The following is a 12,922-nucleotide window of genomic DNA, read 5'->3' on the forward strand; positions in this document are numbered from 1 at the left end:
GCCAGATGGCCATGCCGCTCCGTCAGACCGTCCGGGTCGGGACCTACCTCTTTGAACAGAAAATGCTTCGTCGGCGCGAGAAGTTCCCCTTGATCGTGGAACTTGAACCGCTCTTTGCGTGCAACCTCAAATGCGAGGGCTGCGGCAAGATCCAGCACCCGGCGGGCGTGCTCAAGCAGCGCATGCCGGTCGCCCAGGCGGTGGGCGCCGTCCTTGAGTCCGGTGCGCCGATGGTGTCGATCGCCGGTGGCGAGCCGCTGATGCACCCACAGATTGACGAGATCGTACGGCAGTTGGTGGACAGAAGGAAATACGTCTTCTTGTGCACCAATGCGATGTTGCTCCGTAAGAACTTGGACAAGTTCACTCCCTCCCGGTACTTCGCCTTCGCGGTACACATCGACGGACTGCGCGAGCGCCATGATGAGTCCGTGGCCAAGGAGGGCGTGTTCGACGAGGCCGTGGCCGCGATCAAGGAGGCCAAGCGGCGCGGCTTCCGAGTGACCACCAACTCGACCTTCTTCAACACCGACACCCCGCAGACCGTCATCGAGGTACTCAACTACCTCAACGACGAGCTGAAGGTGGACGAGATGATGATCTCGCCCGCCTACGCCTACGAGAAGGCGCCCGACCAGGACCACTTCCTCGGTGTCGAGCAGACCCGCGAGCTGTTCAAGAAGGCCTTCGCGGGCGGCAACCGGAAACGCTGGCGGCTGAACCACAGCCCGCTGTTCCTGGACTTCCTGGAGGGCAAGGCGGACTTCCCCTGCACCGCCTGGGCGATCCCCAACTACTCGCTGTTCGGCTGGCAACGCCCCTGCTACCTGATGAGCGACGGATACGTCCCCACCTACAAGGAGTTGATCGAGAAGACCGACTGGGACAAGTACGGCCGTGGAAAGGACGCGCGCTGCGACAACTGCATGGCGCACTGCGGCTACGAGCCCACCGCCGTCTTCGCCACCATGGGTTCGCTCAAGGAGTCGCTGCGCGCCGCACGCGACACCGTTGCCGGAAACCGGGGTTGAGCCATGGCCGCGGTTTCGCTTGGTATGCCATCGGTTCCGTCCACGCTCGCGCAGCGGCGCAAGAGCCGTCAGATCCAGGTGGGGTCGGTGGCGGTGGGTGGGGATGCGCCGGTGTCGGTGCAGTCGATGACGACCACGGTGACCGCGGACATCGGTGCCACGTTGCAGCAGATCGCGGAGTTGACGGCGGCTGGTTGTCAGATCGTGCGGGTGGCGTGTCCGTCGCAGGATGACGCGGACGCGTTGCCGGTGATCGCGAAGAAGTCGCAGATTCCGGTGATCGCGGACATCCATTTCCAGCCGAAGTATGTGTTCGCGGCGATTGATGCCGGGTGTGCGGCGGTGCGGGTGAATCCGGGGAACATCCGGCAGTTCGATGACAAGGTCAAGGAGATCGCGAAGGCGGCGTCGGAGGCGGGTGTGCCGATCCGGATCGGGGTGAACGCCGGGTCGTTGGACAAGCGGTTGCTGGAGCGGTACGGCAGGGCGACGCCGGAGGCGTTGGTGGAGTCGGCGTTGTGGGAGTGCTCGTTGTTCGAGGAGCACGGTTTCCGGGATATCAAGATCTCGGTGAAGCACAACGATCCGGTGGTGATGGTCAATGCCTATCGGTTGCTGGCGGCCAGGTGTGACTATCCGCTGCATCTGGGGGTGACGGAGGCGGGTCCGGCGTTCCAGGGGACGATCAAGTCGGCGGTGGCGTTTGGTGCGCTGTTGTCGGAGGGGATCGGGGACACGATCCGGGTGTCGCTGTCGGCGCCTCCTGCGGAGGAGGTCAAGGTCGGTATCCAGATTCTGGAGTCGTTGGGGCTTCGGCAGCGGCGGTTGGAGATTGTGTCGTGTCCGTCGTGTGGTCGGGCGCAGGTGGATGTGTACAAGTTGGCGGATGAGGTGACCGCGGGTCTGGAGGGCATGGAGGTGCCGTTGCGGGTCGCGGTGATGGGGTGTGTGGTCAACGGTCCCGGTGAGGCGCGTGAGGCGGATCTGGGTGTGGCCTCGGGCAATGGCAAGGGGCAGATCTTTGTGAAGGGTGAGGTGATCAAGACGGTTCCGGAGTCGAAGATCGTCGAGACCCTGATCGAGGAGGCGATGAAGCTCGCCGCGCGGATGGAGGCCGACGGCGTACCGTCCGGGGAACCAGCCGTCACCGTCGCGTGACCCCGTTACGTCCGCACGACCCAGCCCGGTCAGGGGAGAACCAGGGAAGGAGGCCCCCGTCGTGACGCTGTTGGAGAGCATCCGAGGGCCACGTGACCTCAAGGCCCTTGCGGCCGACCAGTTGGACGAACTCGCCCGTGAGATCCGGCAGTTCCTGGTACAGGCGGTGGCCAGGACCGGGGGCCACCTCGGGCCGAACCTCGGCGTGGTCGAACTGACCATCGCGCTGCACCGGGTCTTCAACTCACCCGCCGACCGCATACTGTGGGACACCGGTCACCAGTCCTACGTCCACAAGATCCTGACAGGCCGTCAGGACTTCTCCAAGCTGCGCGGCAAGGGCGGCTTGTCCGGCTACCCGTCGCGCGCCGAGTCCGAGCACGACGTCATCGAGAACTCGCACGCCTCCACGGTGCTCGGCTGGGCCGACGGCCTGGCCAAGGCCAACGAGGTACGGCACTGCAGCGACCACGTGGTGGCCGTGATCGGCGACGGCGCGCTGACCGGCGGCATGGCCTGGGAGGCGCTCAACAACATCGCCGCCGCCAAGGACCGCCCGCTGATCATCGTCGTCAACGACAACGAGCGCTCCTACGCGCCCACCATCGGCGGCCTCGCCGACCACCTCGCCGCCCTGCGCACCACCAACGAGTACGAGTGGGCGCTGGACCTGGGCAAACAACTCCTCCAGGCCATCCCGGTGATCGGCCGACCGCTGTACGAGTCGCTGCACGGCGCGAAGAAGGGCTTCAAGGACGCCGTCGCCCCGCAGGGGATGTTCGAGGATCTCGGGCTGAAGTACGTCGGCCCGATCGACGGCCACGACATCGCGGCCGTGGAGGCCGCGCTGCGCCGGGCCAAGCGCTTCCGCGGACCGGTGCTCATCCACTGCCTGACACAGAAGGGCCGCGGTTACGCCGCCGCCGAGCAGGACGAGGCGGACCGCTTCCACTCCGTGGCCGCCATGGATCCGCTCACCTGCGCACCACTGGCCCCGTCCGCCGGGAGATCGTGGACCTCGGTGTTCGGCGAGGCGATGGTCGAACTCGGCCGGGAGCGGCAGGACGTGGTCGCCGTCACCGCCGCCATGCTCCAGCCGGTCGGGCTGGCGAAGTTCGCCGAGCGGTTCCCTGACCGGGTCTACGACGTGGGCATCGCCGAGCAGCACGCGGCGACCTCGGCGGCGGGCCTGGCCACCGGCGGCCTGCACCCGGTCGTCGCCGTCTACGCCACCTTCCTCAACCGCGCCTTCGACCAGGTGCTGATGGACGTCGCCCTGCACCACTGCGGGGTCACCTTCGTACTGGACCGGGCCGGAGTGACCGGGCCGGACGGCGCCTCGCACAACGGGGTGTGGGACATGTCGGTCCTCCAGGTGGTACCGGGCCTGCGGATCGCCGCACCCCGCGACGCCGACCAACTGCGCGCCCAGTTGTGGGAGGCGGTGGACGTCGACGACGCGCCCACCGTCATCCGCTTCCCCAAGGCGTCGGTCGGCGAGCCGATGCCCGCCATCGACCGGATCGGCGGCATGGACGTCCTCCACCGCGGCGAGCGCCGCGATGTGCTGCTGGTCTCGGTCGGCGCGCTGGCCGACACCTGCCTGTCCGCCGCGGCGCTGCTACGGGACCGGGGCATCGGCGTCACCGTGGTCGACCCGCGCTGGGTCAAGCCCGTGGACCCCGCGCTGCCACCGCTGGCCGCCGAGCACCGACTGCTCGCCGTGGTGGAGGACAACTCACGCGCCTCAGGCGTCGGCTCGGCGGTCGCCCAGGCCCTTCGCGACGCCGAAGTGAACGTGCCGGTACGGGACTTCGGGGTTCCGGCGCAGTTCCTGGCGCACGCCAAACGCAATGAGGTACTGGCCGACCTCGGCCTCACCCCCGCCGAGCTCGCGGGGCGCATAGGCACGGCCCTGGCCCGGATCGACGCACGGGCCGCCGGACAAGGTGCGACCGAGAAGGAGGAAGCCGATGGCCGAGCCTGACGCCGCCGAACACAAGGGCTTTGACCTGGGCAGGCTGTTGGCCGAGCGGGGCGCGGAACGCTACGAGCTGCACGCCAGGCACCTCAACCACCAACTGCCCCGCATGCTGCACACCATCGGCTTCGACAAGGTGTACGAGCGGGCCGAGGGCGCGTACTTCTGGGACGCCGACGGCCAGGACTACCTCGACATGCTCGCCGGATTCGGGGTGATGGGCCTGGGTCGGCACCACCCCGTGATCCGCAAGGCGCTGCACGACGTGCTGGACGCCGGGCTCGCCGACCTCACCCGGTTCGACTGCCCGCCGCTGCCCGGCCTGCTCGCCGAGAAGCTGCTGTCCTACGCACCCCACCTGGACCGGGTCTTCTTCGGCAACAGCGGCACCGAAGCGGTGGAGACGGCGCTGAAGTTCGCCCGTTGCGCCACCGGCCGACCGCGCGTGCTGTACTGCACGCACGCCTTCCACGGCCTGACCGCCGGATCCCTGTCGGTCAACGGAGAAACCGGGTTCCGGGACGGCTTCGCGCCGCTGCTGCCCGACACCGCGATCGCGATGGGCGATCTGGCCGCGCTGGAGCGGGAGTTGCGGCGCGGCGATGTCGCGGCGTTCGTGGTGGAGCCGATCCAGGGCAAGGGCGTCCATGAGACACCGCCCGGATTCCTGCGCGCCGCGCAGGAGCTGCTGCACCGGCACAAGGCCCTGCTGATCGCCGACGAGGTGCAGACCGGCGTCGGCCGCACCGGTGACTTCTTCGCGTACCAGCACGAGGAGGGCGTCGAGCCGGACCTGGTGTGCGTGGCGAAGGCGCTGTCCGGCGGCTATGTGCCGGTCGGCGCCACCCTCGGCAAGGAGTGGATCTTCAAGAAGGTCTACTCGTCCATGGACCGGGTGCTGGTGCACTCCGCCAGCTTCGGCTCCAACGCCCAGGCGATGGCGGCGGGGCTCGCCACGCTGGCGGTGATGGACGACGAGAAGGTGGTGGAGAACGCCCGGACCACCGGCGAGTTGCTGCGTTCCCGGCTGGCCGCCCTGGTCGACCGCTATGAGCTGCTGCACGAGGTACGCGGCCGGGGCCTGATGATCGGCATCGAGTTCGGCCGCCCCAAGTCTCTGAAGCTGCGCGGTGGTTGGGCGATGCTGCAGGCCGCCCGCAAGGGACTGTTCGCCCAGATGGTCGTCGTCCCCCTGCTGCAGCGCCACCGGATCCTCACCCAGGTCTCCGGCGACCACCTTGAGGTGATCAAGCTGATCCCGCCGTTGACCATCGGCGAGAAGGAGGTCGACCGGTTCGTCGCCGCGTTCACCGATGTCATGGACGACGCCCACAAGGGCAGCGGTCTGATGTGGGACTTCGGCCGCACCCTCGTCAAACAGGCGCTGGCGGGCTGAGGCTCAACCGCGGCCGGTGAGTCCACGGCGGGCCAAAAGCGGCTCGATCCGCGGCTCCCGGCCGCACACCGCGCGGAACGACTCCATCATGTCGGCGGAGCCGCCCTTCGCCAGCAGCCCGTGCCGGAACAACTCACCGCTCTCCCGCACCGTCCTGCCGTTCTCCCGGAACCACTCGACCGTGTCGGCGTCCAGCACCTCGCTCCAGATGTACGAGTAGTACCCGGCGCTGTAGCTCTGCCTGTCGTCGTGGGCGAAGACGTGCGCGAAGTACGTACTGCGGTAGCGCGGCGGAATTCCCGGTACCGCGAGCCCGGCGCCCTTGAGCGCCGCGGTCTCGAACTCCTCGGTGTCTCCCGGGTCGTCGTCGGCACCCAGAGTGTGCCACTTCCAGTCGAGCACCGCGGCGGCCAGGTACTCCACCGTACGGAAGCCCTCGCCGAACCGTTCCGCCGCGGCCAACCGGTCCACCCACTCCACCGGCAGCGGCTCGCCGGTCTCGTGGTGGCGGGCGTAGTTGGCCAGCACCTGAGGCCAGACCATCCACATTTCGTTGACCTGCGAGGGGTACTCGACCACGTCGTGCGGTACCTTGGGGCCGGAGAACATCGGATAGCGCACATCGGACAGCAGGCCGTGCAGAGCGTGCCCGAACTCATGGAACAGCGTGCGCACTTCATCGAAGGTGAGCAGCGTCGGCTCGCCCGTCGGCGGCTTGGCCACGTTGTGGTTGTTCACCACCACCGGCCGCTGTCCCAACAGCTCGCACTGGTCGACCAGTGAGTCCATCCAGGCGCCGCCGCGCTTGCCGGGCCGGGCGTAGGCGTCCAGCAGGTACAGGCCCAGTGGACGGTCGTCGTCGAACACCTCGAAGACCCGGACGTCCGGGTGGTACCCCACTAGATCGGTCCGCTCGGTGAGGCGCAGCCCGTACACCAGCCCCGCCGCGAAGAACACCCCGTCGGTGAGCACCCGCTCCAACTCGAAGTACGGGCGCAGCGCGGCGGCGTCGATGTCGTACCGGTCCTTGCGGACCCGCTCGGCGTAGTACGCCCAGTCCCACGGCTCCAGTTGGTGGGCCTCGTCGCCCATCCGCGCGCGCAGTGCCTCGGCCTCCGCGTGCGCGTTGGCGACGGCGGGCGGGACCAGCCGGGCCAGCAGCTCCTCCACCGCCTCGGTGCTGCCCGCCGTCATCTCGCTGCCCACATGGGCGGCGTGGCTGGGGTGCCCGAGCAGCGCGGCGCGCTCGGCGCGCAACCTGGCGATACGGGCGACGAGTTGCCGGTTGGATTCCAGGCCGCGGCCGAGCGAGGCGGTCAACAGCCGCTCGCGCACCGCGCGGTCGTGCAGTACGGCCAGCTCGCTCTGGTTCGAGAACAGCTTGAGGCTGAGCACATAGCGGCCGTCGTGGCCGCGCGCCGTGCCGTTCGCCGCCGCCGCGGCGATGGCGTCGGGGGAGAGCCCGGCGAGCTGCTCCGCGGTGTCCAGCACCACGGCGGCGGCCTCGGTGTCCGCCGCCAGGTTCTGCTGGAAGACGGCGCACAGCCGGGCCAACTCGGCGTTGATCGCGCGGAGTCGGTCCTGCTCGGCGGGGCCGAGCAGGGCTCCGGCGTGGACGAAATCGGCGTGGTAGCGCTCCAGCAGCCGCAGCGACTCCGGGTCGAGACCGAGCTGGTCGCGCTTGCCGTACAGCGCGTCGATCCGGGCGAACAGCGCGGCGTCCAGATGGATCGCATCGCGGTGCGCGGCGAGCCTGGGGCTGTACTCGGCGTTGAGGGCGTCGAGTTCGGGGGAGGTGTCGGCGTCCACCTGGTTGCGGAACACGCTCTCCACCCGGTGCAGCGCAGCGCCGCTGCGCTCCAGCGCGACGACCGTGTTGTCGAAGTCGGGCGGCTGGTCGTCGCCGGTGATCGCGGCGATCTCGGCGAGCTGCTCGGCCATGCCCCGGTCCAGCGCCGGGGCATAGTGCGCCACCCGCACCTCGTCGAACGGCGGCAGCTCGTACGGGAGGGTGCTCCGGGAGAAGAACGGGTTCTCGCTCACCCCGCCGACCCTAGCGGCTGTCGTCCTCCAGCAGCAGGGCGCACAGCAACTCCCTGCGCTCGTCGGTCAGTCCGAGGCCCTCGGCCAGATAGCGGTCGGTCGACCCCCAGCCCTCCTCCATGGCGTCGAACGCCGTCGCCAGGTACTCGGGGCGCGCCTCGAACAGGGGGTTGAGCAGTTCCACCACCTCCGGCGTGGCCAGGCCCGCGGCGTTGCGGCCGCGGTGGATCCGGTACCGGCGGTGTGCTTCGTTGCTGAGCATGTAGTCCGCCTCGATCTCGGAGCGCTTGACGCCAAGAGCCAGCAGCACCACCGCTATCGAGGTGCCCGCCCGGTCCTTGCCCGCCGCGCAGTGCAGCAGCGCCGGTACCGAACGTTCCTCGATCAGGAAGTCCAGCAGCCGGGCGTGGTCCCGGGTGCGCTCCAGGATCAGCGAACGGTAGGCCCGCTTCATCCGCCACGCGGCCTTGCCGCCGCCCAGCGCGGCGCGCAGCGCGTCGAGGTCGCCGTCCCGTACGGTGCCCCAGAACTCGGCGCCCTCGGCCGGATCGCTCAGGGGCATGTTCACGTTCCGCACGCCGGGCAGGGTGACGTCCGGGCCCTCCAGTTTGATGTCGGAGGCGTTGCGGAAGTCGAAGATCGTGTGCAGGCCGAGGGAGGCGAGATGGGCGGCGTCCTCCTCGGTGGCGTGGGCGAGGTGACCGCTGCGGTAGAGCCGCCCGTACCGGACCCGGCGGCCGTCGCCGGTGACCACACCACCGACGTCCCGAAAGTTGCGCACTCCGGTCAGCTCTGGCTGGGCTTGCGTCTGTGTTGGGGCCTGCGGCGTCTGCTGGGTCACCGTGCCTCCTTCGGAACGGGCCGGCGGTGCGGATCACCGCCGTGACTGCCTCAGCTGACCATACGACAGTCTGACCCAGGGCGTACCAGGTGGTATGTGGGAGCTCAACGACTCTTCTCGCGCCCGCGGCTCACCACGCACCCCGTGGCACGCGGCCCTATTCCGCACCGAGCCGGAAATCCGAGTGGGATGAATCACCCCTCGTCAACCCCTGGTTACGGTGGCGTAGGTCACGTGTCCGGGTGGAAGATGTCGCGAGTGGCTGAAGTGAAGAAACCTGACACCTTGTCCACGCCGGGGGCTGCCATCGCGTCATACACGGCGATCGGCGACAGTTTCACCGAGGGCGTCGGCGACCCGGGCCCGGACGGTACGTATGTCGGCTGGGCGGACCGGCTCGCGGTCATGCTCGCCGAGCAGCACCCGCGGCACGAACTGCGGTACGCCAACCTCGCGGTGCGGGGGCGGCTGCTCGACCAGATCGTCGCCGAGCAGGTGCCCCGGGCGGTGGAACTCGCTGCCGACCTCGTCACGTTCTGCGGCGGCGGCAACGACATCCTGCGGCCGGGGACCGATCCCGACGCGGTCGCCGAGCGCTTCGAGGAGGCCGTCGCGGCGCTGGCGCGCAGCAGCGGGACGGTACTGATCGCCACGGGTTTCGACACCCGCGGCGTGCCGGTGCTGCGGCATCTGCGGGGGAAGATCGCCACCTACAACGCGCATCTACGGGCCATCGCTGATCGGCACGGGTGCCTTGTGCTCGACCTGTGGTCGCTGCGGTCGGTGCAGGACCGGAGGGCGTGGAGCGAGGACCGGCTGCACCTTTCGCCCGAAGGGCACCGGCGGGTTGCCCTGCGGGCGGCCGAGGTGCTCGGGGTCGCGGCGTCCGGTCGCGCCGAGGAGCCGTGGCCGCCGGAGGCGGTCCGTACCCCCGCGGATGCCCGGCGGGAGAACATCCAGTGGGCGCGCGAGCATCTCGTGCCGTGGATCGGGCGACGGCTCCGGGGGGAGTCCAGCGGGGATCGCGTCTCCGCGAAGCGGCCGGATCTGCTGCCGCTTCCCTAACCGCTCCCGCTGGCGTTGGGGGCTCGCCCGCCCGTTTGCCTTGGACCTTGCGGTGCCGTCGCGCGCGGTGCGGGTTTGTGGGTGGGCGGGCGAACCCCGAACCCCCGGACCCCGGCGGGAGCTACCCGCGGCGGAGGACCGCCCAGACGACGCGCCCGTGCCCGTCCCCACACGGATGCACGCCCCACGCCGCCGCGAGTGCGTTGACCAGCAGCAGGCCGCGCCCACTCTCCTCGTCCACTCCGGCCTCGCGGGGTTGAGGCTGTGTCAACCCCCGCCCCTGGTCCGCGACTTCGAGCCGCAACAGGGTCGAGGTGACCCGCAGTGCGCACGCTATCCGATCACTGTCGCTGTACCGAATGGCGTTGGTGAACAACTCGGACAGCACCAGCCCGGCATCGTCCCGAACGGCCTCGTCGACACCGCGCTCGGCGAGCAGCTCTCGAAGCCGCCTCCTCGCCTCGGCGACACAGGCGCCGAGCGCCGGCAGATGGAACACGTCCGTGCGGGACGCGCTCAGGTGCCGCGGGACGTCGAAGCCCGCCGGGCGCTCCAGTCCAAGAGCGTCATGGGAGGAAGCCACCAGGCCACTATGCGCGTAGCGTGCAACAGATGGCAAGATGCGATCTGCAATTTGCAGAATCAATCACGACAGTCTGTTCCACGTCTCTGACGGCATGACACACTGCTTGTCCGGTTGGGTAGTTGGAAGGGGTGGGCGGTGACGGATGCTCGCGCCTCGGGCGCGCCGACGGTCCTTCGCGTGGTCCTCGGCAAGCGGCTCGCGGTCCTTCGGGAAAAGGCCGCGCTCAGCTATGAGCAGGCCGCCGCGGCGCTCGACGTCACACACGCCACCGTCCGCAGGATGGAGAAGGCCGAGGTCGGCCTGAAGATCCCGTACGTCGAGAAGCTGCTGCACACCTACGGGGTGACCGACCCGGAGGATGTCGAGGGCTTCCTGGCGCTGGCTCGGGAGGCCAACCGCCCCGGCTGGTGGCACCGTTACCGCGACGTGCTGCCAGAGTGGTTCAGCGCCTTCGTCAGCCTGGAGGGCGAGGCGGGCCTGATCCGGGCGTACGAACCGCACTACGCTCCCGGACTGCTGCAGACCGAGGAGTACGCACGCGCGGTGTTCCGGTCCGGAATGCCGCAGGCCGCGGACGAGGAGATCGACCGCCTGCTCGCGCTGCGGCTGGAGCGCCAGTCCGTGCTCACCCGGGATGACCCGCCGCTGCTGTGGGTCGTGCTTGATGAAACGGTTCTGCGCCGCCCGATCGGCGGCCGGAGCGTCATGCGCGGTCAGCTTGACCGACTGCTCGAGGCATGCGCGCTGCCGCAGGTCCGGCTCCAGGTCATACCGTTCGCCGCGGGCCCGCATCCCGCGATGTACGGGCCGTTCCACATCTTCCGGTTCCAGGTCGCCGAACTCCCCGACATCGTCTGCGCGGAGAGCCTGATTGGGGCTGTCTACTTCGACCAGCGCGATGACGTGTCGGGCTTCCAGGAGGCGCTGGACCGGTTGTGCGCGCAAGCCGCGCCAGCACAGCGCACCGAGGCCTTCCTCGATGCCATTCGCAAGGAGATCTGACCACATGCATCGCACGCATTACGGGGACCGTGCAAGCGGGGAACGCATATACAACGGCATGCCGGCGAAGGACCTGGGCACCGACGGCTGGCGCAAGCCGTGGAGCGGGGGCAACGGCGGCAGTTGTGTGGAGGCGATGAAGCTGCGCGACGGAAGGGTCGCGCTGCGCCAGTCCACCGATCCGGACGGACCGGCGCTGATCTACACGCTCCATGAGATCGAGACCTTCATCAAGGGTGCGAAGTCCGGTGAAGCCGACTTCCTCCTCGCCTGACCCGACCCAGCCAGCCCACACCAGGAGGACGGCGTGATCGAGCCAGGCTTCTCCGCCGAACAGATAGACACCAGCAAGCCCCATCCGGCCCGGATGTACGACTACTACCTGGGCGGCCGGGACAACTACGAGGTGGACCGCGAGGCCGCGGAGCGCGTCATCGCCATGGCCCCGGAGGCGCCCGCGAGCGCCCGCGCCAACCGGGCGTTCATGCGCCGGGCGGTACGCACCGTGGTGCGCCGCGGCATCCGCCAGATCATCGACATCGGCACCGGCATCCCCACCTCGCCCAACCCCCATGAGGTGGCCCGCGAGGTCGCGCCGGACGTGCGCGTCGCCTACGTCGACAACGACCCCATCGTCGCCGCACACGCCGACGCGCGGCTGACCAACGCCGACGGCACCGGGTTCGCGCTCGCCGATGTGCGAGACCCCAAGGCGATCCTCGGGCATCCGGTGATCCAGGAGCTGATCGACTTCGACCAGCCGGTCGCCGTACTGCTCGTCGCCGTACTGCACTTCGTCAAGGACGAGGAGGACCCGGCCGGAATCCTCGCCACGTTGACCGGTGCGCTGCCGCGCGGCAGCCACCTGGTGCTCACCCATGGCACCACCGACTTCCACCAGGATGCGGAGGGCGACGCCAGGGAGGTCTACAAGAAGGCGGCCGCGCAGCTGACCCTGCGCGGCTACGACGAGTTCCTGCCGTTCTTCGACGGGTTCGAACTGCTCGACCCCGGCGTCGTCCAGGTGCCGCTGTGGCGTCCGGAGGGCTCCCCGCCGAACGCCGAGGACCTGCGCCGGATCGCCTTCTACGGCGGTGTCGGCGTCAGGGAGTGAGCGGCTTTTCGAACCAGTGCCCGGCGTAAGGGGAGTTGTTGTACGCGGGGATCTCGGCGTAGCCCATCCCCGCGTACAGCGCTCGGGCCTCGACCAGGTCGTGCCGGGTGTCCAGCCGTAGCAGCGAGGCGCCCAGGGACTGCCTGGCGGTTCGCTCGGCGGCGTGGATCAGCCGTCTCGCGCCGCCGCGGCGGCGGGCCGCCGGGCGTATGAACACCCGGGCCAACTCCGCGGTGCCGGGCGCCAGTAGGTGTACTCCGGCGCATCCGGCCACCACCCCGTCGCGCCGGGCGACCAGGAACTCGCCCTTGGGCGGGGCGAGATGACCGCTGGGCTCGTCAGCGAGCGTCTCGTCTATCTCGGCCTGCGAGGCCTCGCGCCCGTAGCGCACCTGGCAGTAGCGGTGCACGATCTCCGTGTAGTACTCCCGTAGCAACGCGGTGCCGACCGGTCCGTCAACCGGCTCCGGCGTGATCGTCCATGGCTCCATGCCGTTGATCATGCCGCACTCAGTGGGACGCGCGGGTGCCGAGCCAGAACAGCAGGTAGAGGAAGGCCGCGAACAGGTGGGCGCCGACCAGGTAGATGAAGACCCGGATGGTCAGGCCGCGGCTGAGCCACTTCGGGGTGAGCGACTTGATCCTGTTGTCCGAGGAGGCGGGGGCGGGGGCGGTTTCGGGCATGGCGAGGACACCTTCCTTTTCC

At 69.2% G+C, this 12,922-nt stretch carries 13 protein-coding genes; 8 read left to right on the forward strand and 5 right to left on the reverse strand.

The window, feature by feature from the left end:
• Nucleotides 1–5 precede the first annotated feature (5 nt).
• The 4 genes from hpnH to NON19_RS18450 all read left to right on the forward strand — a co-directional run bounded on the left by hpnH (nt 6) and on the right by NON19_RS18450 (nt 5,566).
• The gene (gene hpnH / locus NON19_RS18435) at nt 6–1,031 is read left to right on the forward strand and encodes an adenosyl-hopene transferase HpnH (protein ID WP_255929446.1); all 1,026 of its coding nucleotides are present in this window, start codon (nt 6–8) and stop codon (nt 1,029–1,031) included.
• A gap of 3 nt (nt 1,032–1,034) precedes the next feature.
• Entirely contained in the window at nt 1,035–2,189 is a 1,155-nt protein-coding gene (ispG, locus tag NON19_RS18440) for a flavodoxin-dependent (E)-4-hydroxy-3-methylbut-2-enyl-diphosphate synthase (protein WP_255929448.1), read from the forward strand.
• A gap of 61 nt (nt 2,190–2,250) precedes the next feature.
• Nucleotides 2,251–4,176: a 1-deoxy-D-xylulose-5-phosphate synthase gene (gene dxs / locus NON19_RS18445; RefSeq protein ID WP_255929449.1), complete on the forward strand. Its 1,926-nt coding sequence runs from the start codon at nt 2,251–2,253 to the stop codon at nt 4,174–4,176.
• Complete coding sequence (locus NON19_RS18450) at nt 4,163–5,566, forward strand: aspartate aminotransferase family protein (protein WP_255929450.1); 1,404 nt, start codon at nt 4,163–4,165, stop codon at nt 5,564–5,566. The genes dxs and NON19_RS18450 overlap by 14 nt, the downstream gene beginning before the upstream one ends.
• 3 nt (nt 5,567–5,569) lie before the next feature.
• On the opposite strand, the gene NON19_RS18455 is transcribed toward NON19_RS18450, so the two are convergent.
• Complete coding sequence (locus NON19_RS18455) at nt 5,570–7,609, reverse strand: M3 family metallopeptidase (RefSeq protein WP_255929451.1); 2,040 nt, start codon at nt 7,607–7,609, stop codon at nt 5,570–5,572.
• 10 nt (nt 7,610–7,619) lie between these two features.
• Nucleotides 7,620–8,450 (reverse strand): tyrosine-protein phosphatase, encoded by an 831-nt coding sequence (locus NON19_RS18460; protein WP_255929453.1) that lies wholly within the window; start codon nt 8,448–8,450, stop codon nt 7,620–7,622.
• Between the two features lie 258 nt (nt 8,451–8,708).
• Between NON19_RS18460 and NON19_RS18465 the strand changes: the two genes are divergently transcribed.
• Complete coding sequence (locus NON19_RS18465; protein ID WP_372514181.1) at nt 8,709–9,515, forward strand: SGNH/GDSL hydrolase family protein; 807 nt, start codon at nt 8,709–8,711, stop codon at nt 9,513–9,515.
• Between the two features lie 121 nt (nt 9,516–9,636).
• On the opposite strand, the gene NON19_RS18470 is transcribed toward NON19_RS18465, so the two are convergent.
• Complete coding sequence (locus NON19_RS18470) at nt 9,637–10,098, reverse strand: ATP-binding protein (protein WP_255929454.1); 462 nt, start codon at nt 10,096–10,098, stop codon at nt 9,637–9,639.
• A 138-nt stretch (nt 10,099–10,236) separates the two neighbouring features.
• On the opposite strand from NON19_RS18470, the gene NON19_RS18475 reads away from it, so the two are divergent.
• From NON19_RS18475 to NON19_RS18485, 3 genes are read left to right on the forward strand one after another with little or no spacing between them, the layout of a single operon-like run.
• Nucleotides 10,237–11,103 carry a Sco1979 family transcriptional regulator gene (locus NON19_RS18475; protein WP_255929455.1) on the forward strand — a complete coding sequence of 289 codons (867 nt, stop codon included), beginning with the start codon at nt 10,237–10,239 and terminating at the stop codon, nt 11,101–11,103.
• Nucleotides 11,104–11,107: 4 nt separating this feature from the next.
• The gene (locus NON19_RS18480; protein WP_255929456.1) at nt 11,108–11,377 is read left to right on the forward strand and encodes a DUF397 domain-containing protein; all 270 of its coding nucleotides are present in this window, start codon (nt 11,108–11,110) and stop codon (nt 11,375–11,377) included.
• A gap of 33 nt (nt 11,378–11,410) precedes the next feature.
• Nucleotides 11,411–12,217 (forward strand): SAM-dependent methyltransferase, encoded by an 807-nt coding sequence (locus NON19_RS18485; protein WP_255929457.1) that lies wholly within the window; start codon nt 11,411–11,413, stop codon nt 12,215–12,217.
• On the opposite strand, the gene NON19_RS18490 is transcribed toward NON19_RS18485, so the two are convergent.
• Nucleotides 12,207–12,707, reverse strand: coding sequence for a GNAT family N-acetyltransferase (locus tag NON19_RS18490; RefSeq protein WP_255929458.1), 501 nt, complete (start codon nt 12,705–12,707; stop codon nt 12,207–12,209). The genes NON19_RS18485 and NON19_RS18490 overlap by 11 nt on opposite strands.
• A gap of 19 nt (nt 12,708–12,726) precedes the next feature.
• Nucleotides 12,727–12,900, reverse strand: a complete 174-nt coding sequence (locus NON19_RS18495; RefSeq protein ID WP_255929459.1) for a DUF6126 family protein — start codon at nt 12,898–12,900, stop codon at nt 12,727–12,729.
• Nucleotides 12,901–12,922: the final 22 nt, after the last annotated feature.

It is taken from the genome of Streptantibioticus rubrisoli (assembly GCF_024436055.1).
In the GTDB taxonomy this organism is placed as follows: Bacteria; Actinomycetota; Actinomycetes; order Streptomycetales; family Streptomycetaceae; genus Streptantibioticus_A; species Streptantibioticus_A rubrisoli.